A 23,249-nucleotide genomic window follows, 5' to 3' on the forward strand; every position below is an offset into this window, starting at 1 on the left:
CATTGACCACATCATGCCCCAGCTGGCCGTTGACACCCGTAACAAAAACCTTCATCCTCATCTCTGCTCCTGTCACCAAAAAATGCCCTGCAGAACCATATTTCACATATCTGCTGCAGGATTCTGCGCAACTCGGCTCAAAACCTAAATGTATCCTTCAGCCCCAGCCATTTTTTATCCTTATCTGACAAGTTAAGGGGCACGCCGTCCACCGTGTAGCCGGCAGAATCGGCACTGCCCTGATAGGTTCCCCTGAGCTTCGGCCACGCTATGCCAATCTCCGGGTCGTTCCAGGCAAGGCCGCCCTCATCACCGGGCTGATAAAAATCCGTCACCTTATAGCAGAACTCCGCCTCGTCACTCAGCACCAGAAAACCGTGGGCAAAGCCCTCGGAGATATAAAACTGCTTCTTGTTCTCCGCCGTCAGCGTTACACCGTACCACTGCCCGTAGGTGGCAGAACCCTGACGCAAATCCACCGCCACATCAAAAACCTCGCCGCGGATTACCCTTACCAGCTTGCCCTGGGGATGCTGCTTCTGAAAATGCAGTCCCCGCAGTACCCCCTTGGTGCTCATGCTCTGATTGTCCTGCACAAACACCATATTCAGGCCCGCCTCCTGCATATCCTGCTGGTTGTAGGTCTCCACAAAATATCCGCGATTATCACCGAACACTGTCGGCTCTATCACATAAAGCCCCTCAATAGGAGCCTTGGTAACCTTTATTTTGCCCACTGCCATATCTCCATTTCACACATATCGGTCATAAAGAAAAAAACAACTGCCAGCCGTAAAAACAAAAACCATCGCCGGCCAAAACCATCAGCAACGCACATCAGCCAGATTACCTGTTGCCATACATCCTGTCATAATACTGCTGATATTCGCCATTCACAATATCCTGCCACCATTTTTTGTTGTCCAGATACCAGCGGATGGTCTTTTTGATGCCATCCTCAAATCTTGTTTCCGGCAGCCAGCCCAGCTCATTGTGGATTTTAGCAGGGTCAATGGCATAGCGCATGTCATGCCCCTTGCGGTCGCTCACATGGGTAATCAGGGATTCCGGCTTGCCCAGCTCCCGGCAGATGATTTTGACAATCTCAATATTCTGCTTCTCGTTGTGGCCGCCTACATTGTAGACCTCGCCTACCCTGCCCTTGTGGATAATCAGGTCAATGGCCTTGCAGTGATCCTCCACATAGAGCCAGTCACGGACATTCAGTCCCTCGCCATATACAGGCAGAGGCTTGTCTGCCAGCGCATTGGCAATCATCAAGGGAATCAGCTTCTCCGGAAAATGATAGGGGCCGTAGTTATTGCTGCAGCGGCTGATGGTTACAGGCAGGCCATAGGTGCGGTGATAGGCCATTACCAAAAGGTCTGCCCCGGCCTTGGAGCTGGAATAAGGACTGCTGGTATGAAGCGGCGTTTCCTCCGTGAAGAACAAATCCGGCCTGTCCAGCGGCAAATCACCATACACCTCATCGGTAGAAACCTGATGATAGCGCTTTATGCCGTATTTGCGGCAGGCATCCATCAGCACCGCCGTCCCCATGATATTTGTTTCCAAAAAAACGCCGGGATTCTCAATGGACCTGTCCACATGGGACTCAGCCGCAAAATTTACCACCATGTCCGGCTTTTCCTCTTCAAAAAGCCCTTCTACCGCCGCCCGGTCGCAGATATCCGCCCTGACAAAGCGGAAATTCTCCTGTTCCAGCACAGGCCCAAGGGTAGACAAATTGCCTGCATAGGTCAGCTTGTCCAGACAGACAATGCGATAATCCGGATGCGCCTTCAGCATGTGAAAAATAAAATTACTGCCGATAAAACCGGCTCCGCCGGTCACAATAATGGTCATTACCTTATAACTCCTCCAGCTCATAATCTATTCCAGTCCGCCCTCCGCAAAAAGCGGGCATTTGCATTTTACTGCAGTACATCTATAAACTTGCCATCGACTACATCCTTGAGATACTGGCCGTACTGATTCTTTTTCAGCACCTCGTAGGTAGCCATAACATCATCCCTGCTTATCCAGCCGTTGAGATAGGCAATCTCCTCCAGACAGGCGATTTTTCTGTGCTGATGGGTTTCCACCGTCTTGACAAAGTTCGTCGCTTCCACAAGGCTTTCGTGAGTTCCCGTATCCAGCCAGGTATAGCCCTGCCCCAAAAGCTCCACGTTCAGCCGTCCCGCTTCCAGATACAGCCTGTTCAAATCGGTAATCTCCAGCTCGCCGCGGGCAGAAGGCGCAAGAGTCCGCGCCAGCTCCACCACCTGATTATCATAAAAATAAAGCCCTGTCACGCAGTAATTGCTCTTCGGCCTTGCCGGCTTTTCCTCAATGCTGACGGCCCGCCCCTGCGCGTCAAATTCCACAATGCCGAAGCGCTCCGGGTCATCCACATAATAGCCGAAAACAGTGGCTCCCCTGCCGTTTTCCGCCCTGTCAACTGCATGCTTCAACCTTTCGTTAATGCCATGCCCGGCAAAAATATTATCCCCCAGCACCATGGCCACCGTACCGGTGCCGATAAAGTCCGCGCCGATGATAAAGGCCTGTGCCAGCCCATCTGGTGACGGCTGCACAGCGTAGCTGAGATTAAGGCCGAACTGACTGCCATCCTTCAAGAGTGCCTCAAACCGCGGCGTATCTGCCGGCGTGGAAATAATCAGTATATCGCGGATGCCTGCATTCATCAGCACCGACAGCGGATAATAAATCATCGGCTTGTCGTACACAGGCAAAAGCTGCTTGGAAGTCACCGTCGTCAGCGGATAAAGCCGCGTCCCGGAGCCCCCGGCCAGCACAATTCCTTTCATAACCTACCCCTCCCATTGCACTATACTAATTTATTATAGCATACCAATTTTTTACATACAAGAAAAGACCGCCCGGGTGCGGGAAATGCACCTGGGCGGCCGTAAAATCAGATTATATTTTCAGGGACAGCCTGTTGCTCCCCCTGCAAGTCAGCATCAGGCATTTTCAGACTCGGCAAAGGCAGCCAGAAGATTGTCTTCCTCTGCGGCTTCCTCGTCCTTATAAACAACCTTGATGTTCCTGTAGCGGCTCATGCCGGTACCGGCCGGAATGAGCTTGCCGATAATAACGTTCTCCTTCAGGCCAATCAGCGGGTCAACCTTGCCCTTGATGGCAGCATCGGTCAGGACACGGGTAGTCTCCTGGAAGGATGCGGCGGACAGGAAGGAATCCGTTGCCAGGGAAGCCTTGGTAATACCCAGCAGAACAGGCTTGGCCACTGCCGGCTCCAGACCTGCTTCGATGGCCTTGGTATTGGCCGCCTCAAAGATGTTGATGTCAACCTGATCGCCAGGCAGGAACTCGGTGCCGCCAGCTTCCTCAATCTTCACCTTGTGGAGCATCTGACGAACCATTACCTCGATATGCTTATCGTTGATACCTACACCCTGGGACTGGTATACCTTCTGTACTTCGTACACGATGTAGCTCTGGGTAGCCTTCATGCCGCAGATATGGAGAATATCGTGCGGATTGATGGAACCCTCGGTAATCTTGCCGCCGGTCTGGATATGCTGACCGTCCTTGACTGCCAGATGGGAGCCAAACGGAATGATGTACTCCCTGGCCTCACCGGACTCCGGCATAACGTATACGGTGTAGAGATTGCCGTTCTCCTTGACGGTAACAGTACCCTCAACCTCGGAGATAATGGCATTGTGCTTCGGCTTTCTGGCCTCAAACAGTTCCTCGACACGCGGCAGACCCTGGGTAATATCGTCGCCGCCTGCGATACCGCCGGAATGGAAGGTACGCATGGTCAGCTGGGTACCAGGCTCGCCGATGGACTGGGCTGCAATAATGCCGACAGCCTCGCCCACATTGACCTCGGTGTTGTTGGCCAGATCGCGGCCATAGCACTTGATGCAGACACCGTACTGGGATTTACAGGTCAGGACACTGCGGATGGATACGCTCTTCCTTACCTTGCAGATGGCATCAGCCAGTGCCTTGTCAACGGTATCATTAACAGAAGCAATCTTCTCGCCGGTATCAGGGTCAACAATATCCTCAGCCAGCACGCGGCCGATAATACGATCCTGCAAAGGCTCGATAACGCGGTTGCCATCGACAATCTCCTCGACGGAAATGCCGCGGACATTGTTGTTCCGCACGCGAACCTCCTTGGCATCGCTTTCCAGCACAGCCTCGATGTATTCCTCTGTGAGCTTGACGCCTGCCGGAATAACCTCCCTGCCGCGGCTGTCAACAACGGCAGCGGTAACCTCCTTGCCCAGCATCTGATTCATCATTGCTTCACGGATGGAGGCACGGACATTTTCCTCCGGCGCACCCAGCTGTACGCTCTCCGTTACGGAAGAGCTGCCCACAACGGTATCGTTGTTGTCGGACTGTCCGCGCAGAACCAGCTCGGACACACCGGCCTCGCCGATAACCTGCAGATCCTCGGCCGTCAGCTCGGCGCCGACCTCCAGAAGAACCTCGCCGGTTTCAGGGCTGATAACATCCTGGGCAATCAGGCGGCCAACAAGGGAATCCTGCAGTACCTGCACGGCGGCGGCCGCGCTGTCAGCCAGCTTGGCACGCTCGCGCACCAGATTGATGCCCACAACGTCACAGTCATCCTCACGGACGATTACATCCTGCGCTACGTCCACCAGACGGCGGGTCAGGTAACCGGAGTCGGCAGTACGCAGAGCGGTATCTGCCAGACCCTTTCTTGCACCGTGGGAAGAAATAAAGTAATCGGATACGGACAGACCCTCACGGAAGTTGGCCGTGATAGGAATCTCGATGGTCTTACCGGACGGATCCGCCATCAGGCCGCGCATGCCTGCCAGCTGGCGCATCTGGGACTTGTTACCACGGGCGCCGGAGTCAGCCATCATGTAGATAGGATTGAACGGGTCATTAATCTCGTAGTTGTCATACATCTCGTCAGCAACATCCTCGGTAGCCTTGTTCCAGACGCTGCAGACCTTCTTATAACGCTCATCGTCGGTAATCAGGCCGCGGGAGAACTGCCGCTCCGTCTTGCTGACCTGAGCCTGTGCCGCCTCCAGAATATCCTTTTTCTTCGGCGGAACGGTAATATCGGAAATAGCAACCGTCATGCCTGCAATACATGCATAATGGTAGCCCAGATTCTTTACGCTGTCGATAACCTCGGCAGTGCGGCTTGCCCCCAGCGTGTCAAAGCAGCGTGCAACCAGCTTGCCCAGCTGCTTCTTCTTCATCAGCTCGCCCAGGGACCACTTGCCGGTCTCCTTGTCCTGGGAATAAGAGCGAACCTGCGGCGGCAGGATTTCGTTGAAAATCATACGTCCCAGCGAAGTGGTAACAAGGCCGTAATCCCTGGTCGTATCGTCTTCCTGCTTCTCAATGATGCGCACCTCAATCTGCGCCTGAATATCCAGCTCCTGATGCTGATAAGCCAGCAGGGCCTCGTTGATGCCGGTGAAGACCTTGCCCTCACCCAGCGCACCCTCGCGGATTTTGGTCAGGTAGTACGCACCCAGAATCATATCCTGGGACGGCACGATAATCGGACTGCCATCCTTCGGCGCAAGAATGTGGTTGGCCGCCAGCATCAGCACACGGGCCTCAGCCTGTGCCTCGGCAGACAGCGGCAGATGGATAGCCATCTGGTCACCGTCAAAGTCAGCGTTGTACGCAGAGCAGGCCAGAGGATGCAGCTTCAGGGCGCGGCCCTCGGTGAGAACCGGCTCGAAGGCCTGAATACCCAGACGATGCAGTGTCGGGGCACGGTTCAGGAGCACCGGATGCTCCTTGATAACATCCTCCAGTACATCCCATACCTCTTCCTCGGCGCGCTCAACCTTGCGCTTGGCGGACTTGATATTGTGGGCAATGCCCTCGCTGACCAGCTTCTTCATAACGAAAGGCTTGAAGAGCTCCAGAGCCATTTCCTTCGGCAGGCCGCACTGATGCAGTTTCAGCTCAGGGCCTACCACGATAACGGAACGGCCGGAGTAGTCAACACGCTTGCCCAGAAGGTTCTGGCGGAAGCGTCCCTGCTTGCCCTTGAGCATATCGGACAGGGACTTCAAAGGACGGTTGCCAGGGCCGGTAACAGGACGGCCACGGCGGCCGTTGTCAATCAGGGCATCCACAGCCTCCTGCAGCATGCGCTTCTCGTTGCGGACGATGATATCCGGCGCACGCAGCTCCAAAAGGCGCTTCAAGCGGTTATTTCTGTTGATAACACGGCGATACAAATCATTCAAATCGGAGGTAGCGAAGCGGCCGCCATCCAGCTGTACCATCGGCCTGAGCTCCGGCGGAATAACCGGCACTACATCCAGAATCATCCAGGACGGCTTGTTGCCGGAGCGCCTGAACGCCTCCACCACCTCAAGGCGGCGGATAGCGCGGATGCGGCGCTGCTGGCTGGCCACATGCTTCAGCTCGTCAGTCAGCTCCTTGTGCAGCACATCGAGGCCGTTCTTCATGTCCTCGGTCTGCTGTTCCTCCGGCAGATCTGCTTCCAGCTCCACCAGCAGTTCCTTGATGGCCTCGGCACCCATGCCTACCACGAAATCACGGCCATAATCCTCGCGGGCCTTGCGATATTCCAGCTCCGTCAAAAGCTGTTTCTTGGAAAGCGGCGTGTCCTTCGGGTCCAGCACGATATAGGAAGCAAAGTACAGCACCTTCTCCATGGCACGCGGCGGGATATCCAGAATCAGCCCCATGCGGCTCGGAATCCCCTTAAAGTACCAGATGTGGGACACAGGAGCCGCCAGCTCGATATGCCCCATGCGCTCACGGCGCACCTTGGAACGAGTGACCTCAACGCCGCAGCGGTCGCAGACAGTACCCTTATGGCGGATACGCTTGTACTTGCCGCAATGACATTCCCAATCACGAGTTGGTCCAAAAATTTTCTCGCAGAAAAGACCATCCTTCTCCGGCTTCAGGGTACGGTAGTTAATAGTCTCCGGCTTCAGTACCTCGCCGTGGGACCACTCACGAATCTTGTCGGGAGAGGCCAGGCCTATGCGCATTGAATCAAAGTTATTTACATCCAACAAGGAGGTGTCACTTCCCTTCCATTATTCTTCAGTATCATCATCGGACAAGAACATGTCCATATCATCATCGTCAGCAGCGCCCTCGTCAAAATCATCGCCGCCAATGTCGGCAATAATGTCGCCATCGAAGCTGTCGTCATCCTCATCAGGCTGGGCATCATCATCGTAATCACTGCTGTAATCATCACGGTCACCGGCCCTGCCGCTGTCATCAACATCATTCATATCCGCATCACGGACAACATCCTTGATATTGATGTCCTCGTCATCATCATCCTGAACCATGATTTCGTTGGCATTTTCATCCTGTACCTTGATGTCCAGGCCGATGGACTGCAGCTCCTTGATGAGTACCTTGAAGGACTCAGGAACGCCAGGCTCAGGAATATTCTCGCCCTTGACGATGGACTCATAGGTCTTGACACGGCCCACAACATCATCGGACTTGACGGTGAGGATTTCCTGCAGGGTGTACGCAGCGCCGTATGCCTCCAGCGCCCATACCTCCATCTCACCGAAGCGCTGGCCGCCGAACTGGGCCTTGCCGCCCAGCGGCTGCTGGGTTACCAGCGAGTAAGGGCCTACGGAGCGGGCATGAATCTTGTCATCAACCAGATGATGCAGCTTCAGCATGTATACGCAGCCCACAGTTACCTTATTCTTGAACGGCTCACCGGTACGGCCATCATACAGCACGGTCTTGGCTGTCGGGTCCATGCCGGAAGCGCGGATAGTATCAAACACGTCATTCTCACGGGCGCCGTCAAATACCGGGGTAGCAATGTGGATACCTGCCACATCCGGCTTCGGCATGCCGTACTGGTCAAAGTCATAGCCAATGGCACGGAGACGCTCCTCAACGGTAGGGTCACCCTGCTTAATCTGGGTGCCCAGATTGCGGATGGCCATGCCCAGATGGGTCTCCAGAATCTGACCGATGTTCATACGGGAAGGCACGCCCAGCGGATTCAGCACGATATCAACAGGAGTGCCATCCGGCAGGAACGGCATATCCTCCTCGCGCATGATGCGGGAAACGACACCCTTGTTGCCGTGACGGCCGGACATCTTGTCACCTACGGAAATCTTGCGCTTCTGGGCGATATACACGCGAATCATCTGATTTACGCCAGGGTTCAGCTCGTCATTGTTCTCGCGGCTGTAAATCTTTACATCCACGATGCGGCCGGCCTCGCCGTGCGGCACGCGGAGGGAGGTATCACGCACCTCGCGGGCCTTCTCACCAAAGATGGCACGCAGCAGGCGTTCCTCGGCGGACAGCTCGGTCTCACCCTTCGGGGTAACCTTGCCCACCAGAATATCGCCGGTACGCACCTCGGCGCCCTTGCGGATAATACCCATTTCATCCAGATCCTTCAAGCTGTCATCAGACACATTCGGAATGTCACGGGTAATCTCCTCCGGCCCCAGCTTGGTGTCACGGGCCTCGCAGTCATATTCCTCAATATGGATGGAGGTATAAATATCCCGCTTAATCAAATTCTCGCTCAGCAGGATAGCATCCTCGTAGTTGTAGCCCTCCCAAGGCATGTACGCTACGATGATGTTGTAGCCGAGGGCCAGCTCGCCGTGGTCGGTGGAAGGGCCGTCAGCAATCGGCTGCATCGCCTCAACCTCATCTCCCTTGAATACGATAGGAAGCTGGTTGATGCAGGTGCCCTGGTTGGAACGCAGGAACTTCTGCAGCTTATATTCATCACGCTGTCCGTCAGCGGTGCGCACCACGATGTTATCAGCGGTAACAGTTTCCACCACGCCCGGACGCTTTGCCAAAATCATAACGCCGGAGTCACAGGCGGCCTTGTACTCCATGCCGGTACCTACCAGCGGAGCCTGGGTGCGCAGAAGCGGCACGGCCTGACGCTGCATGTTGGCGCCCATCAGGGCACGGTTGGCATCATCGTTTTCCAGGAACGGAATCATGGCTGTTGCAATGGACACCACCTGCTTTGGCGATACGTCCATGTAGTCTACCTTCTCACGGCGCACCTCGGTGGTTTCCTCGTGAATACGGGCAACTACGCGCTCGTTTACGAACCAGTCGTTGTCATCAAGCGGCTCATTGGCCTGAGCGATAATCAGGCTGTCCTCTTCATCAGCCGTAATGTATTTTACTTCATCGGTAACGCGCTTGTTCACCTTGTCCACACGGCGGTACGGAGTTTCCATAAAGCCGAAGCGGTTAATCCGCGCATAGTTGGACAGGGAGCCGATCAGGCCGATGTTCGGACCTTCCGGGGTCTCAATCGGGCACATGCGGCCGTAATGGGAGTTGTGTACGTCGCGCACCTCGAAGCCTGCACGCTCACGGGAAAGACCGCCAGGGCCCAGGGCGGACAGGCGGCGCTTATGGGTCAGCTCTGCCAGAGGGTTGTGCTGATCCATGAACTGGGACAGCTGGGAGGAACCAAAGAATTCCTTGATGGCTGCCACTACCGGACGGATATTGATAAGGTTGGAAGGATTGCTTACATCCTCCTGCATGGACATGCGCTCTTTGACCACGCGCTCCATACGGGAAAGGCCGATGCGGAACTGGTTCTGCAGCAGCTCGCCCACGGAACGCACACGGCGGTTGCCCAGATGGTCGATATCGTCCTTGCGGCCGATGCCGTGCATCATGTTCAGCAGATAGCTGATGGAAGCCAGAATATCATTGATGGAAATAGTACGCTGACGATACTCCAAAGTCGGGGAGCAAATCATCTGCAGGGTTTCACCCTCATCACTGCGCTTCACGTTGATGATGATGGCATTCCCCTCGCCGAAGATAGCATGCTCCTGCTCAATGGTGATATCCTCAAGCATATCAGCGTCCAGCAGCACATCAGCAGGCACGATAATCTCGCCGGTTTCCTTGTCGGTGAGAGGCTCTGCCAGAATCTGCCCCTGAATGCGGCGCTTCCAGCCCAGCTTCTTGGTGAGCTTGTAACGGCCTACAGTTGCCAGGTCATAACGCTTGGCATCGAAGAACAGGCTGCGCAGCATCTGATGGGCATTGTCCACGTTAAACGGCTCGCCCGGACGGATGCGGCGATAAATCTCTTCCAGTGCCTCCGCACCGGTGTTGGTGTTATCGCGCTCCAATGTAGCACGAATGGCATCATCATTGTCAAACAGGGCCAGAATCTCCTCGCTGCTGCCAAATACCAGATTGGTAAGGCCCACGCGAAGGTGGTCATCGTTGCGCCCCTGCATGGTGGACACGCCGTCGGTAGCCAGCTCCGCCTGACGAAGCTTCTCCTGCTCATTGATGTAGTTCAAGGCACGGAGGAACACCGTTACAGGCAGCTTTCTGGTACGGTCAATGCGCACGGAAATAACATCGTTGGCATCTGTTTCCAGCTCAATCCAGGCACCACGGTTCGGAATGACGGTGGAGTTGAAGAGGGACTTACCGGACTGATCCACGGTAACGCCATAATACGCACCCGGAGAGCGCACCAGCTGGCTGACGATAACACGCTCCGCACCGTTGATGATAAAGGTGCCGGAAGCCGTCATCAGAGGGAAGTCACCCATGAATACTTCTGAATCCTGAAAAATACCGGTGGTTCTGTCCAAAAGACGAACCTTTACCCGCAAAGGCGCCGCATAGGTAGCGTCACGCTCCTTGCTCTCATCCAGACTGTACTTTGGCTCGCCCAGCTCATAATCCAGCAGTGACAGGCTCACCTTGCCCTGAAAGTCTGAAATCGGGGAAATATCCTGGAAAATCTCCATCAGGCCCTCGCCCTTGGTGTTATTTTCCCAGTCACCTATAAACCACTCGTAGGACTTCCTCTGAATGTCCAAAAGATGCGGCATTTCCATGACTTCTTTAATCTTTGCATAGCTATACCTGGTTCGTTTGCCCACGGGCACAGGATGAAACATTAAGTTCTTCACTCCTTAGCAAAAAATACTGAAAACAACTGCAGCAACTGAAAATAACAAAAATCCGCACATTAAAACAGAACGGAATCACAGTACCCCTCCATGGGCTAAAACCACACGGCGCACTGCCAGAAGGTTAAGGCCCCGCCTTTCCTCCTGATGAATCCATTTGACTGATGCACGAATTATTTTCTCTTTAGTAGCTATTCATTTTATCATTTAATGTATAAACTTGTCAATGACTTTTTATGCAAAGCAAAAGACCACCCCGTAAAGGAGTGGTCTTGGAAATTTCACTTGAAATCTCAGGCTTGAAGCAAAAATTACTTCAGCTCTACAGTTGCACCAGCAGCCTCGAGCTTGCCCTTCAGATCCTCAGCCTCAGCCTTGGCAACGCCTTCCTTTACAGGAGCAGGAGCGCCATCAACCAGAGCCTTAGCTTCCTTCAGGCCCAGGCCGGTAGCCTCGCGAACAGCCTTGATTACGTTGATCTTGCTTGCGCCGGCATCCTTCAGGATTACATCAAACTCGGACTTCTCAGCAGCAGCAGCGCCCTCAGCAGGTGCAGCAGCAGCTACAGCTACAGGAGCAGCAGCGGATACGCCGAACTTCTCCTCAGCAGCCTTTACGAGCTCAGCCAGCTCAAGTACAGTCAAATTGCCAATTGCCTCTAAAATCTCTTCGTTAGTCATTTTAAATTCCTCCATATAATCAAAATCTAATCTTCAAAATATTTTAAGCAGCTGACGGATCAGGCAGATGCCTGCTCCTCCTTCTGCTTGCGAATAGCATCAAGCACAGTAACGATACTGCGAACCATAGAACCCATAACGCCAACAGTGTTGGACAGTGGAGCCTGAATGCTGCCCAGCAGCTTGCCAATAAGAACCTCGCGGGATGGCAGGGATGCAATAGCCTTGACCTCGTCGGCACCTACGACCTTGCCCTCTACAATACCAGCCTTGACAGCCAGGATACCCTGATCAGCCAGGTTGTTCTTCTTGATGAACTCGCTGATAACCTTTGCCGGAGCAACAGCATCCTCAGCGGATACAGCCAGGGCAGTAGTGCCCTCCAGATGAGCAACCAGCTCCTCCATGCCAGCCTCGGTAGCAGCAATGCGAGTCATTGTATTCTTAACTACATGGTAGTTTACACCAGCCTTGCGGAGCTCTACACGCAGCTCAGTGTCCTGAGCAACGGTCAGTCCCTTGTAGGAAACCAGTACAGCGCCCTTGCAGCTAGTGAGTTTGTCCTTCAAATCAGCGACAATCGCCTTTTTCTTTTCAGTAACAGCCATGAAATTACACCTCCTCTCGAAATTATACGAGCAAAAACGGCCTCCGGCTGATTTACCGGAGGCCGCAGTATTTCATGCATAAACCATCCGGCCTCGGCAGGCGTTTCCATTAACGGATTCACGAAGCACGAAGCTACGCTCTCCTACCTGCTGTCTACAGCCATAGACTATTTTATTATACAGCCCGCAAAATGTCAAACAATATCACGCAAAATTATGCGTGTGCTACCGGAACGCCAGGGCCCATAGTTGCGCTGACGGTTACGGAGCGGATATACTGACCTTTTGCAGCAGCCGGTTTTACTCGAATTAAAGTATCCATCAGTGCATTAAAGTTAGCAACCAGCTTCTCATTATCGAAGGAAGCCTTGCCGATAGGGCAATGAATGTTGCCGGCCTTGTCGGTACGGTACTCAACCTTACCAGCCTTAATCTCACCGATAGCCTTTGCCAGGTCCATAGTAACAGTACCCAGCTTAGGGTTTGGCATCAAGCCACGAGGACCGAGGATCTTACCAATACGACCTACGGTACCCATCATGTCAGGGGTAGCAACAGCTACATCAAAATCGGTCCAGCCGCCCTGAATCTTTGCTACGATTTCATCGGAGCCAACGAAGTCTGCACCAGCAGCCTCTGCCTCCTCTACCTTTGCGCCCTTGGCAAATACCAATACGCGCTTGGACTTACCAGTACCATGCGGCAGCACCATTGCGCCGCGAACCTGCTGGTCAGCGTACTTAGGATCAACGCCCAGACGTACATGCAGCTCGATGGTCTCATCGAACTTTGCAGTTGCAGTCTTCTTTACGAGATCCACAGCCTCTTCAGCAGTATAAACCTTGCCAGTCTCAATCAGCTTTGCAGCGTCCTGATACTTCTTGCCTGCTTTTGCCATGAAAAATTTCTCCCTTCGTGGTAATAACGGAATTTCCTCCCACGGGTTATGCGCAAACCGACCTAAAATCAGTCGGTGATTACGATACCCATGCTGCGGGCAGTACCCTCAATCATGCGGGTAGCAGCCTCAACACTTGCAGCGTTCAAATCCTGCATCTTGCTCTCTGCGATTTCCTGTGCCTTAGCACGCGGCAGCTTAGCAACCTTGTTCTTGTTAGGCTCACCGGAAGCCTTCTCAATGCCTGCAGCCTTCTTCAGAAGTACAGCAGCCGGAGGAGTCTTGGTGATAAAGGTGAAGGACCTATCCTCAAATACAGTGATTTCTACTGGAATAATCAAGCCAGCCTGCTTAGCAGTTCTCTCATTGAACTCCTTAACAAATGCCATGATGTTTACGCCAGCCTGACCAAGTGCAGGACCTACTGGAGGAGCTGGAGTAGCCTTGCCAGCCTGAACCTGTAGCTTTACCATCTTAGCGACTTTCTTTGCCATCTTAAATCCACCTCCTTAAATGGGAATTAATCTTTTTCAACTTGATCAAAGTCAAGTTCAACATTAGTCTCCCTGCCAAACATATCGACAAGGGCCTTAATCTTGCCCTTCTCTTCATTGATAGAGATAACTTTTGCTGCAAAATTTTCAAATGGGCCGGAGCAGATCTTGACTGTCTCGCCAACCTCAACATCGATATCGACCTTGACCTTGGCCTTTTCAATGCCCATTTCCTTCAGAATGTTGTCTACCTCATCTTCAGTCAGAGGAATCGGCTTGGTGCCTGAACCGACGAAGCCTGTAACGCCGTCAGTATTGCGGACATCATACCAGGTCTTTTCGTTGACAATCATGTTCACCAGGACATAGCCTGGAAAAATCTTCCTCTGGGTTACTCGTTCAACGCCATCCTTTTTCTCAATCTCATCCTTCAAAGGGATGATAACCTCGAAAATCTCATTTTCCAGTCCCATGGACTGAACCTTTTGCTCAAGATTGGCCTTTACCTTGTTTTCGTAACCGGAATAGGTATGAACTACATACCAATGTCTAGCTGATTCGTTTTCCGACATCCCGGACGCACCCTCCAGTCTTTACCTTACAATGAGATTAAACAATCTTGCGAAAAAGCTGTCACAAATCCAGATGAGGGCACAGACAATCACAACCGTAATGCTCACCACTACCGTGTATTTTGCCAGCTCCTGCCTGGTTGACCAGGACACCTTCTTCATCTCAGCAGAGACTTCACGCAAAAACTGCACAGGGTTAAAGCCTGAAGACTTCGGCTGAGCTCCTGACGTTTTTGTTGCCGCCATTGCTTCACATCCTGTCTTATACTGCAAACCCGCCACAAACTACGAAGCTAATTACTTAGTCTCCTTATGCAGAGTGTGCTTCTTGCAGAACTTGCAATACTTGTTGAATTCGATTCTATCAGGATCGTTCTTCTTGTTCTTGTTGGTCTGATAGTTGCGACTCTTGCACTCGGTGCAGGCCAACGTAACTGCATTGCGCATTTTATGCACTCCTTACTGATTAGATATTTGGACATCACAAAATGTCACTGATATAATTTATCACAAATAAATAAACATGTCAATAATTCAGTGTGTAAATAATTACATAATTACAATCCTGATTTTTATTTATCGACATAATAAAACCCCTCACAAGCAAGGGGTTAAATTACAAGGATGGTGGCTGCGAAGAGACTTGAACTCCTGACACTCCGGGTATGAACCGAATGCTCTAGCCAGCTGAGCTACGCAGCCATATAATGGAGCTGATAACCAGAGTTGAACTGGTGACCTCATCCTTACCAAGGATGCGCTCTACCTACTGAGCTATATCAGCATTGAAGCAAATTGGTTGCGGGAAGAGGACTCGAACCTCTGACCTTCGGGTTATGAGCCCGACGAGCTACCTACTGCTCCATCCCGCGATATTAAATGGTGGGCAGGGATGGATTCGAACCATCGTAGCCTACGGCGACGGATTTACAGTCCGTTCCCTTTAACCACTCGGGCACCTACCCACATCATCTGTCAGGCCGTTACAACGCTTCCGTGTAACCCGCTGACAGATATATACTTTACCAGTTTTTCCTGCTCAAGTCAAGCGTTTTTTATAAAAATCTCAATTTTTTTATACAGTCTGCAGGGGCCGCCCGACACAAAAATAAATCGCACTGCCTGCAGCTTCTTCTGCACTTATTCCCTTTTACACCATTTCTACATTATTTTACATTATTATTCTACATTATATAGAAGCTATCCTGTACAAATTTCTTATATGGATGCGGCTTCATCCATTTCCCCGGATACTGCTACCAGTTCCTTATATGGATGCGGCTTCATTCGTTTCCCCGGATACTGCTTCCCCTGATACATGCTGTCCGCCCGCCCTGCCCTCATCAGCATAATTGGACAGCATGGCCGCCAGCGTTCTCCGCATTTCCTCCCTGAAAGACGAAGGCGCCAGAACCTCCAGATACTCCGCCTGGCTCAGAAACCACATCTTCGCCCCTCTGGCATAGACTTCTGCCTGAAGGATGGTGCCCGAATCATCCTTGGCAAGAATAACGGCGTTGGGAAGCCTGTCCAGCACGGCCTCCAGCGACTTGCCCCAGAAGCGGAAGCGCACCTTCATCAGCTCCCCTGTACTCATGAACTGAACCTCCTGCCGAAACTCCCCGGGCTGAAAACGGCTGCCGTACTCCACGCGGAAATGCTCGTCCAGGACACTGCAGGTACCGATGCGGTCAATGCGAAATGCCACCGGCGCCTGTCCCTCCTGTACCGCCTCCGTTCCGGACTGCCTGTCGGCCGATGCCACATGTGCCAGCAGATAAAAATACATCTCGGAAAACATAATCCCCAGCGGCATGACCGTCAGGGATGCGTAGGATGATGCGCCCGCCTTCTTGTAGCCGATGCGCACATACTGCTGGTGCAGTTTCGCCTCGCTCAGCTTCCACAGGATTTTTCCCAGCGATTTGGAATTATTCGTCTGCTTGTACAGGAACAATTCATTTTTCAGCAGGCTCCTGATATGCTTTTCCGATTCAGGACTGCACTGCACCAGCATCTTGTCGATAATCTTGTGCAGCTCCCCGCTGGTCAGGCCGCGGCTCTCCAGCAGAATGGTGGCTATCAGCAGGATTTCCCTCTCATGCAGCAGCATATCACTGCGGTTACGCCAATAATACTCCTTGCGCACCCGGTTGTACTCGATATTGCCGTAGACGGACTGGGCATATTCCTGGCTGATGTATTCGCGCAGCTCGGCAATATCCCTCTGAACGCTTTTCGCCGTAACGCCAAACCGTTCCTGCAGGCTCCTTGTACTGAGGCCGCATCCTCTCTGCAGTACGTCATACATATTCAAAAGCCGCTGGCTGTGGCCTGTTCTATCCTTCGACATATCCGCATCCATGTTCATCGCCATCTCCCTCCTTCCCTTCCGGCTCAATACACCTTGCCTTTCTCCAGCAGGGCGCACTTCGGGCACAGGTATTCATAATGCCTTGTCCCGGCAAAGCTGGAAATCGGCACCCGCCTGATGCCCTCCCTGCTGCCGCACCGCTCACATTCCTTTTTGCTGAAAAGCATGCCTTTCAAATCCTTTAACATGTTTCTTCCTCCCCTGTTCTTCAGCTCTTCGCAGTCATAACAGAATTATCCTTGCAATTTAAAACAATTCGTTTTCTAACTCAGTATAACAAAACGCTTTATAATATACTTACCCCAAACAGAAGGGGGTGTTTAATTGCTTTTATCAAGATTATATGAGCTTCGAGAGGATAACGACCTGAAACAGCGGGAGCTGGCGGCTCTTTTAAACTGCTCACAGGTCTGTTATTCCTACTACGAAATCGGCAAACGGGAGATTCCGCTGGCCATGTTGATGAAGTTGGCAGACTTCTACAAAACCAGCGTCGATTATCTTCTCTACCGCACCGATAATCCTGCTCCATACGAGCCATCAGCCAAATACCCGCTGATGTGCGAGCTGGACAGCTGAAACTCACCATGCAGAACAGCCCGGCTCCCATCAACCTCGTCGGAACAATTATATTTTACCACACTGCACCCCCACAATATGTCCCCCTGAAAAATATTTTTTACCAATAAAAAGACCGGAACTGCTGATGTAATGCCTCCATAGCTGGCACACAAGCACTGCCGGTCTTTTTTGCATTTGTTTAGTAGCAGCATGTCAGCCCTGCCATGCCTCCACCCATTTGAGATAATATTCCGCATGGCAACACTGCAAATTTTTCACATATTACGACAAACTTCCGTCACGTTTGTTCACTTGCATTGCTTGTTCCACTCCGGATTATATTTAGCAATATACTCCTTTTCCAGCCTTTTCGTCTGCTCCACGTTATCTGCACCATCACCCACAATCAAGATTTCTGTTTCAATTTCATCAAGGTGCTGATTGATAATCTGCCCCGATGTATGTTTTCTAGCACTGTCACTATTGCGGCGGTAATCACTCAGCCTTTTCCGGAAACCACCATTGTTGTACTCAATAGCTCTGCCAATATACATAATCCTGCCATTGACCTTATGTCTGTACAGACCGATGCAATGGTTGTAAGGTGTCAGGTCAGCAGTCTTCAACTTGCCTATACTAATCCATTTATCTGCCATCACAGCCTCCTGCCACAATTCACGGCACACTTTTAGGTTCAAATTATAATATTCATCCCGCGCCAACAGGCCTTGCAGTTCTTGCTCATAAAATAAATCAATATTGCAGCGTAACGGCCTATCCTCATACTGCCTGCATTTTCGCGTCATATCATCATAAAAACAGCAAGTGCCATCCCCCCGATTTAAGTCACTATAATCAGGGGAACGGTCAACGTGCTGACAGCATAATCCGCACATGGCACAGGGAAACTTAACTATACTGCCCATAAAATGCCGCTTACGCCATTTCCAGCTTATCCAGATGTGCCCGTCCTGCTACAAGGGAGTTTTCAGACTCAGCAGTCAGTTTGCCATCTTCCGTAAGCAACGATGTATCCAGCACAGCCTTAATAGCCTGTGCTGTCATAGCTGCCTTAAATACATTATGCTTCTCCTCGACCGAATAGCTACGAAAATCCCTGCCACTATATTCAATAGTCCTAATCATATCCTTATTGAAGCCTTTGAACCAATGGTCAAGCTCATGCAGTAAGTCCTCCAGCTGCCCTGCTCTCTTATCAACCGCCTCCAGCATAGCACAGATATTTTTTCCTTCTTCTGCAAACTTCTCTGCTTTAGCTACATTGGAACGGGATGCATAGTACGCCTCTTCAGCCTTTGCAGCCATAAAGGCTCCACCGATAGCCAGTGCCGGACCTGCTACCAATCCACCCAATACGGCCATGCCGCCTGCCATACCAAAACCACCTGCAGCCAATGAACCGCCTCCCAGCCATGCAAGCGTTGCATTCGTAGCGGCGACTCCGCTTAAACCTGCAATGCCTGCACCTGTAGAAGCAGCAGCAAAACCGCCGCCCATAACAGCCCCATAGGTACCGGCAGCCAGCGCTGTACCTGCAGCCACAGAACCACCGGCAGCCGCCAGCATTGAAGATGCCTCCAGGGATACTTCATTGAGCTTTTTGAACTCAGGGCTTTCCGGCTTGAATTTTTTTAATTCATCCATTCCCTTGCTGCCCTGTAAATCAATATTTTTAATCGTCTTATAGGCCTCAACAAACTCTTTGATACTGCCGGAAAGAATAGTTATCTTTTTCTTTCCCAGTTTCTCAATGCCTTTTTTAGTATATTTACGTTGATGTTCAATATCTTTCTTGGTATCATCTACGATGCTTGCCGCCCTTTTGTTGTTATCCTCGGCTAACTCATAATCCTCTTTGGCATCCAGCCCCTTTTTGACACCATAAGCACCTGCTGCTACAGCAAGCCCTCCTAAAATAAATGGAATTGGCATAAAAAACACTCCCTTTGCACATTATAAATATACCTGACTATGAACAATCATGCTCATAGCTTAAAAACACTATCTTCATCCATCATAAATTTATCGAATTCATCAAAATTCTGAAATTGCAATTCCTTGCCGAAAGCCGCAGCAATATTATTCATACTGGCAGCGAAGGCATCCATATCGTTTGTTCTGACAGACTGCTCCAGCTTATCAAAGCTATCCTTGAACACACGCTCACGATGGGCAAACAACGCCTGAGTTTCCCGCTCAAACTGCTCCCTTTTCTGGCGCATGAGCCTGATTGCCTCATCACAGGCAGCAGCCACTTGATAATATTCTGCTTTTGCCCTGTCTGCCGCATCAAAAGCACTCAATACACTACCATACAGGAGATTGGTTGCCAGATACCCTGCCAGAGAGCCTACTGCGGCACCAATCGGCCCGCCGACAGCGGTTCCCACCATCGCGAAGGCAGCAGAAACTACGGCACTAGTGCCTTTTTCGCCAATCTCCCGCATCAACTCCGCCTGGGTTATCTCTCCATCCATGAACCGCTTAATACTCTTTCCTATGTCGTAGGCAGCACCAGCCACATTCATAACTGCATTAGCATTGCCCACCTTGGTAAGTGCCGTAACAGCCGTGCGACGCACCATCTCATTAGCAATCCTCTTTTCTGCCTGCTTTGTCAGCTCTGCCACGACCTCACGGACAATCTTATCACCATGTTTTGCCATATAGTCCTTCGCCGCCAGACTGCCTGCATCAACAGCCACAGACTTAACCGCTTCTCCGGCATCCTTCTCGCCCTTGATTACACCAGTTACATTGACAACCAGACTTTCAGTAGCACCTGCCGCTACCGCACCAAAAACATTATCTATGTTGCGATTGATTTTCCTGCTTCCTTTGCCCGTTATATGCAGCTTACTAGCAGCATACTTCGCCCCTTGACCTACGATGCCCGCCGTCCGCGCCTCTACCTGACCTGCAGCATAATCCACAGCTGTTCCCTTTGCCATATCTGTAACTGCTTGTCCAAAATCCTTTTCACCGCTGAACAAAGCCTCAATATTGCTGCACAGATTTTCCTGTGCAACCGCAACACCTTGCTTCACATTGTTTTTCAATTGTTTGTTGTATTTTGTATTTCCCTTGCCACGGCCACGTTGACACAGCCTATCAATCAACAGCTCACCAGCCCTGTCCAATGCCTGTCTTCCCTGCTGTTTTATTTGCATCTCTGCTTCCTGCTTGGCGTACCTGCCAACAACCTTAGTGACAATCTTTCCCGCATCCTCTATGCTATCTGCCTGACGCAATTCCTCAAAGCTCTCATCCACTGCACTTTGCAAAAGATTTTTCACATATTCCTTATGAGGATTATCAGGCATTTCATCTATCACTAACTCAATAGCCTTGTTAATCTGTTTATTCGCTATACTGCACGCCTTGCCAACAGCACGCCTTTTTATGACAGCTTCCATATATTCAATATCACCATTATTATCAATCCCCTGTTCAGCAAGGAATGAAATTTCTGCCATAATTTCTTCCTTGCTATGAAAATCAGGCAATCGCTTATCTAAAACCGTCAGAGCATCCTCTGCCATCTGCTTAGCTGTCAATTTGCCAGTTGCAATTGCCAATTGCCTTATCTGCTCTTCATTCTGCCCGGAATGAAAAAGAACTACTATCTCCACTGCTATATTTTCAAATTTGTCAATAATGATACTTCTAAACTCATCATCGCCATAAGTAAAATTCTCCATCAGCCATTTTCGCACAGCGGAACGCAATTCCTCTTCTGCCAAATCCCTACTACTGCTATACACACACTGAACCGACTGCTCCAGAACACAACGATACAACAGATCAGCAAAAAAATCCGTATTCTCCTGAAAATAGTTCTTGCCGTTGCCTTCCGGCAACATATTGACTGCCTTGCTAACAAGTATTTTCAGTAATGGATAAATCTCAGCTTTTTTCTCCACGAAAAAATTATACAATGCACTCTTCTCCATATTGTCCACCCATAAAAACTATAAAGATTCATAAAATGTCGAAAAAACTCTTACCTTATCATCTCGATAAATATCACAGCATCTTTTCCATCCCTTCCGAATGGAAATAATCCTTAAAAAATATCTCTCCATTTCATATTTCATCATTCTTCCGCACACACATCAGCACAAGCAATTGCTGTGTGGCTTTTCAAGTCATCCGGTATATTGATAATAAAACATTATGTTTTGTTGTCAATACACTATTCGTAGCAGATATCCCATCACTGCTGCCACAAACTCGCTAAAAATCCTTACATTATCTTTTATCCAATAAACGAGAAAACTCATAAATAACGCCACACCTATGGATACCGTTACTCCCTTGATAAGACCAAGACAAAATTCTGTCAGCAACAGCCAGCGCAATCGCTGTACCAGCAGCAGATGCTCCCCAAGAATAGTGTTCAACCATCCGGTATTCAGCTTCAACCTGTCCATTTTGCCCACAGTCACGCCATCCATATTAGGTTTAAGTATTCTATTGGACATTATGACGATTCTCCTCCACCATAAGCATAAACTTCGCCAGCCATTCACTTATAAAGGGCAAATTCAAATCCACCACCTGCACAGCCACATTTAGCATAATACCAAAAACAATAGTTGCACCAATCGCCATACCTAATCCACGCACCATACCTACCAGTAAATTCAGTAAAAACAGCCGCCTGGTATTCTTCAGCAGCTCCAGATATTCCCCCATTATCTCATGTAGGCCTTCTACATCGCGATGAATTTGCCTGGCAGATGCCACTGTACCTTCTAATTCATTCGTACTGCCGCTTACATTTTTTCCTAGAAAGCTACCCAAGCATTTCTCCCTCCCTGTTAAGCATATGTCAACAATATCTTTTCACATATTGTATTCCTCATAAGCGCTGAAAAGTCTGCCAAACAGAAAACCTTTTTCTTCGTTGATGTATGACGCATTCTTGCACCAAAAAGCCCACCAACATCTGTATTCACACAAAGGCTGATGGGGCTTCATTATTCTCTTCACCTCTAAAACTTGCATGTAAACTTGCCACAGGATGCCCAGGACGGCTGTTCCAATCCTGTCAGCATACATTTATTCCTGATGCTGGGATCGTATTCAAAAAAGCCTGCCTGCGGAGCCTTGGGCACTATCGCTGCATTTGCCGGATCATACCAACTCCTGCAAAAAGCACATATCCTTGTTGATTTTATGTTGGCAATCTTCATATTAGACATTATATATACTTCCTTATCACTCAACAGTTCCAGAGTTTTTCTTGCCACACTTCGGGCAAGTATAGGATATATACCTTGGCGGTACAATTTCTGCTGTCGAAGACTCTTTCCAACCACAGTCACATCTACGCTTGTAACGAACCATACCATCAGGCTTTCTTCCCGTAATCTCAAACGCCATGTCGAACAACCTCCAAAATCATTACAACAAACCTCTTCTCTTAGCTGCCAATATGTAGCCCTGCTTCTCATCGCCGGATGCATACCTAATTTTTGAAAGCAATTCACTATCACTATAAGAATCAGCTCTATCCCTATACATAGTAATCCTTTCTTTTTTCTTATCCATCTGATTTAATACCGCTCCACCAGCAGCTTTCAAAAAATCACCAAATCCCATTTTCTTTCCTCCTTATAACATCTTGTTATGTTGTTATAATTCTACGCTGATGATAAAAATCCTTCTAAAACAGAAAAATTTTTAAAATTTTACATATCATTGTATGTAGTCAATAGTTTATCTTTGCATATCCAATTTAAGTATATAAAATCATCCCCCCTTTATATGTCCGTTTGCACATTTTTTCCAAACCACGCTGTTATAATCATACGCAGATAACAAAACGGCTATTGCACAAAATCACAACAGCCGTTCCTATGTATATTATCTATTCACACTGAGATATCAATTAAGCATCGGCTCTTTTTTCACACATGGAAAGCCATTCTGCCAAAAACCTCAGCTGCTCCTCGGTATGAAACCAATGCTCACCGTGCTCCATGACGGTAAGGCCCGCACCAACGGCATCGGCAAATGCCTTGATAGTAGCCAGGGACTGCAAATTATCAGCTGAACCG

21 protein-coding genes, 4 tRNA genes and 1 other annotated feature are annotated in these 23,249 nt (G+C 50.3%); of the genes, 1 reads left to right on the forward strand and 24 read right to left on the reverse strand.

Annotated elements, in window-relative coordinates; translation table 11 throughout:
* Positions 1-137: 137 nt before the first annotated feature.
* The 18 genes from rfbC to ACI3UA_RS02125 all read right to left on the reverse strand — a co-directional run bounded on the left by rfbC (position 138) and on the right by ACI3UA_RS02125 (position 16,790).
* Positions 138-737: a dTDP-4-dehydrorhamnose 3,5-epimerase gene (gene rfbC / locus ACI3UA_RS02040; RefSeq protein ID WP_439723172.1), complete on the reverse strand. Its 600-nt coding sequence runs from the start codon at positions 735-737 to the stop codon at positions 138-140.
* A 109-nt stretch (positions 738-846) separates the two neighbouring features.
* Positions 847-1,866, reverse strand: coding sequence for a dTDP-glucose 4,6-dehydratase (rfbB, locus tag ACI3UA_RS02045; protein ID WP_439723173.1), 1,020 nt, complete (start codon positions 1,864-1,866; stop codon positions 847-849).
* A 68-nt stretch (positions 1,867-1,934) separates the two neighbouring features.
* Positions 1,935-2,831 (reverse strand): glucose-1-phosphate thymidylyltransferase RfbA, encoded by an 897-nt coding sequence (gene rfbA / locus ACI3UA_RS02050; protein ID WP_439723174.1) that lies wholly within the window; start codon positions 2,829-2,831, stop codon positions 1,935-1,937.
* 156 nt (positions 2,832-2,987) lie between these two features.
* Positions 2,988-7,067 (reverse strand): DNA-directed RNA polymerase subunit beta', encoded by a 4,080-nt coding sequence (gene rpoC / locus ACI3UA_RS02055; protein ID WP_439723175.1) that lies wholly within the window; start codon positions 7,065-7,067, stop codon positions 2,988-2,990.
* A gap of 21 nt (positions 7,068-7,088) precedes the next feature.
* Positions 7,089-10,964, reverse strand: coding sequence for a DNA-directed RNA polymerase subunit beta (rpoB, locus tag ACI3UA_RS02060; protein ID WP_439723176.1), 3,876 nt, complete (start codon positions 10,962-10,964; stop codon positions 7,089-7,091).
* A 323-nt stretch (positions 10,965-11,287) separates the two neighbouring features.
* Positions 11,288-11,656 carry a 50S ribosomal protein L7/L12 gene (rplL, locus tag ACI3UA_RS02065; protein WP_439723177.1) on the reverse strand — a complete coding sequence of 123 codons (369 nt, stop codon included), beginning with the start codon at positions 11,654-11,656 and terminating at the stop codon, positions 11,288-11,290.
* A gap of 59 nt (positions 11,657-11,715) precedes the next feature.
* Positions 11,716-12,264, reverse strand: a complete 549-nt coding sequence (rplJ, locus tag ACI3UA_RS02070) for a 50S ribosomal protein L10 (RefSeq protein WP_439723178.1) — start codon at positions 12,262-12,264, stop codon at positions 11,716-11,718.
* Positions 12,265-12,286: 22 nt separating this feature from the next.
* Positions 12,287-12,442, reverse strand: a sequence feature (ribosomal protein L10 leader region).
* 36 nt (positions 12,443-12,478) lie between these two features.
* Positions 12,479-13,162, reverse strand: a complete 684-nt coding sequence (gene rplA, locus ACI3UA_RS02075; RefSeq protein ID WP_439723179.1) for a 50S ribosomal protein L1 — start codon at positions 13,160-13,162, stop codon at positions 12,479-12,481.
* Positions 13,163-13,230: 68 nt separating this feature from the next.
* Positions 13,231-13,656, reverse strand: a complete 426-nt coding sequence (rplK, locus tag ACI3UA_RS02080; protein WP_439723180.1) for a 50S ribosomal protein L11 — start codon at positions 13,654-13,656, stop codon at positions 13,231-13,233.
* 26 nt (positions 13,657-13,682) lie between these two features.
* On the reverse strand, positions 13,683-14,228 hold the full coding sequence (gene nusG / locus ACI3UA_RS02085) for a transcription termination/antitermination protein NusG (RefSeq protein WP_439723181.1): 546 nt from the start codon (positions 14,226-14,228) through the stop codon (positions 13,683-13,685).
* A 21-nt stretch (positions 14,229-14,249) separates the two neighbouring features.
* Entirely contained in the window at positions 14,250-14,474 is a 225-nt protein-coding gene (gene secE / locus ACI3UA_RS02090; protein WP_439723182.1) for a preprotein translocase subunit SecE, read from the reverse strand.
* 51 nt (positions 14,475-14,525) lie between these two features.
* Positions 14,526-14,675 (reverse strand): 50S ribosomal protein L33, encoded by a 150-nt coding sequence (rpmG, locus tag ACI3UA_RS02095; protein ID WP_027398039.1) that lies wholly within the window; start codon positions 14,673-14,675, stop codon positions 14,526-14,528.
* Between the two features lie 178 nt (positions 14,676-14,853).
* Positions 14,854-14,930: transfer RNA gene (locus ACI3UA_RS02100), tRNA-Met, on the reverse strand.
* Between the two features lie 6 nt (positions 14,931-14,936).
* A tRNA-Thr gene (locus tag ACI3UA_RS02105) sits at positions 14,937-15,012 on the reverse strand.
* Positions 15,013-15,024: 12 nt separating this feature from the next.
* Positions 15,025-15,100, reverse strand: a tRNA-Met gene (locus tag ACI3UA_RS02110).
* Positions 15,101-15,108: 8 nt separating this feature from the next.
* Positions 15,109-15,193, reverse strand: a tRNA-Tyr gene (locus ACI3UA_RS02115).
* 302 nt (positions 15,194-15,495) lie between these two features.
* Positions 15,496-16,599, reverse strand: coding sequence for a helix-turn-helix transcriptional regulator (locus ACI3UA_RS02120; RefSeq protein ID WP_439723183.1), 1,104 nt, complete (start codon positions 16,597-16,599; stop codon positions 15,496-15,498).
* Between the two features lie 26 nt (positions 16,600-16,625).
* On the reverse strand, positions 16,626-16,790 hold the full coding sequence (locus ACI3UA_RS02125; RefSeq protein ID WP_439723184.1) for a hypothetical protein: 165 nt from the start codon (positions 16,788-16,790) through the stop codon (positions 16,626-16,628).
* 136 nt (positions 16,791-16,926) lie between these two features.
* Here ACI3UA_RS02125 and ACI3UA_RS02130 point away from each other — a divergent pair, with 136 nt between their 5' ends.
* Positions 16,927-17,181, forward strand: coding sequence for a helix-turn-helix domain-containing protein (locus ACI3UA_RS02130; RefSeq protein WP_439723185.1), 255 nt, complete (start codon positions 16,927-16,929; stop codon positions 17,179-17,181).
* A gap of 290 nt (positions 17,182-17,471) precedes the next feature.
* Here ACI3UA_RS02130 and ACI3UA_RS02135 read toward each other — a convergent pair whose 3' ends face one another.
* From ACI3UA_RS02135 to ACI3UA_RS02160, 6 genes are all read right to left on the reverse strand, one after another.
* Positions 17,472-17,819, reverse strand: coding sequence for a hypothetical protein (locus tag ACI3UA_RS02135; protein WP_439723186.1), 348 nt, complete (start codon positions 17,817-17,819; stop codon positions 17,472-17,474).
* A 280-nt stretch (positions 17,820-18,099) separates the two neighbouring features.
* Entirely contained in the window at positions 18,100-19,116 is a 1,017-nt protein-coding gene (locus ACI3UA_RS02140) for a hypothetical protein (RefSeq protein ID WP_439723187.1), read from the reverse strand.
* 53 nt (positions 19,117-19,169) lie between these two features.
* Complete coding sequence (locus ACI3UA_RS02145; RefSeq protein WP_439723188.1) at positions 19,170-21,137, reverse strand: hypothetical protein; 1,968 nt, start codon at positions 21,135-21,137, stop codon at positions 19,170-19,172.
* Positions 21,138-21,371: 234 nt separating this feature from the next.
* A complete protein-coding gene (locus ACI3UA_RS02150) occupies positions 21,372-21,668 on the reverse strand; it encodes a hypothetical protein (protein WP_439723189.1) in 297 nt (98 codons plus the stop codon).
* Complete coding sequence (locus tag ACI3UA_RS02155) at positions 21,658-21,990, reverse strand: DUF5665 domain-containing protein (RefSeq protein ID WP_439723190.1); 333 nt, start codon at positions 21,988-21,990, stop codon at positions 21,658-21,660. Before ACI3UA_RS02155 ends, ACI3UA_RS02150 begins: the two co-directional genes overlap by 11 nt.
* 603 nt (positions 21,991-22,593) lie before the next feature.
* Complete coding sequence (locus ACI3UA_RS02160) at positions 22,594-22,791, reverse strand: hypothetical protein (RefSeq protein WP_439723191.1); 198 nt, start codon at positions 22,789-22,791, stop codon at positions 22,594-22,596.
* Between the last annotated feature and the right edge of the window lie 458 nt (positions 22,792-23,249).

The organism is Anaerovibrio sp., assembly GCF_051866355.1.
Lineage (GTDB): Bacteria > Bacillota > Negativicutes > Selenomonadales > Selenomonadaceae > Anaerovibrio.

Excerpts from the sequence above, each read along its gene's own strand:
- rplK (WP_439723180.1), bottom strand. The coding sequence starts at position 13,656 with ATGGCAAAGAAAGTCGCTAAGATGGTAAAGCTACAGGTTCAGGCTGGC.
- rpmG (WP_027398039.1), bottom strand. The coding sequence starts at position 14,675 with ATGCGCAATGCAGTTACGTTGGCCTGCACCGAGTGCAAGAGTCGCAAC.
- ACI3UA_RS02125 (WP_439723184.1), bottom strand. The coding sequence starts at position 16,790 with ATGTTAAAGGATTTGAAAGGCATGCTTTTCAGCAAAAAGGAATGTGAG.
- ACI3UA_RS02120 (WP_439723183.1), bottom strand. The coding sequence starts at position 16,599 with ATGAACATGGATGCGGATATGTCGAAGGATAGAACAGGCCACAGCCAG.
- ACI3UA_RS02160 (WP_439723191.1), bottom strand. The coding sequence starts at position 22,791 with ATGGGATTTGGTGATTTTTTGAAAGCTGCTGGTGGAGCGGTATTAAAT.
- ACI3UA_RS02140 (WP_439723187.1), bottom strand. The coding sequence starts at position 19,116 with ATGCCAATTCCATTTATTTTAGGAGGGCTTGCTGTAGCAGCAGGTGCT.
- rfbB (WP_439723173.1), bottom strand. The coding sequence starts at position 1,866 with ATGACCATTATTGTGACCGGCGGAGCCGGTTTTATCGGCAGTAATTTT.
- nusG (WP_439723181.1), bottom strand. The coding sequence starts at position 14,228 with ATGTCGGAAAACGAATCAGCTAGACATTGGTATGTAGTTCATACCTAT.
- rpoB (WP_439723176.1), bottom strand. The coding sequence starts at position 10,964 with ATGTTTCATCCTGTGCCCGTGGGCAAACGAACCAGGTATAGCTATGCA.
- ACI3UA_RS02145 (WP_439723188.1), bottom strand. The coding sequence starts at position 21,137 with ATGGAGAAGAGTGCATTGTATAATTTTTTCGTGGAGAAAAAAGCTGAG.
- rfbA (WP_439723174.1), bottom strand. The coding sequence starts at position 2,831 with ATGAAAGGAATTGTGCTGGCCGGGGGCTCCGGGACGCGGCTTTATCCG.
- secE (WP_439723182.1), bottom strand. The coding sequence starts at position 14,474 with ATGGCGGCAACAAAAACGTCAGGAGCTCAGCCGAAGTCTTCAGGCTTT.
- ACI3UA_RS02150 (WP_439723189.1), bottom strand. The coding sequence starts at position 21,668 with ATGTCCAATAGAATACTTAAACCTAATATGGATGGCGTGACTGTGGGC.
- rplL (WP_439723177.1), bottom strand. The coding sequence starts at position 11,656 with ATGACTAACGAAGAGATTTTAGAGGCAATTGGCAATTTGACTGTACTT.
- rplJ (WP_439723178.1), bottom strand. The coding sequence starts at position 12,264 with ATGGCTGTTACTGAAAAGAAAAAGGCGATTGTCGCTGATTTGAAGGAC.
- ACI3UA_RS02135 (WP_439723186.1), bottom strand. The coding sequence starts at position 17,819 with ATGGCAGATAAATGGATTAGTATAGGCAAGTTGAAGACTGCTGACCTG.
- rplA (WP_439723179.1), bottom strand. The coding sequence starts at position 13,162 with ATGGCAAAAGCAGGCAAGAAGTATCAGGACGCTGCAAAGCTGATTGAG.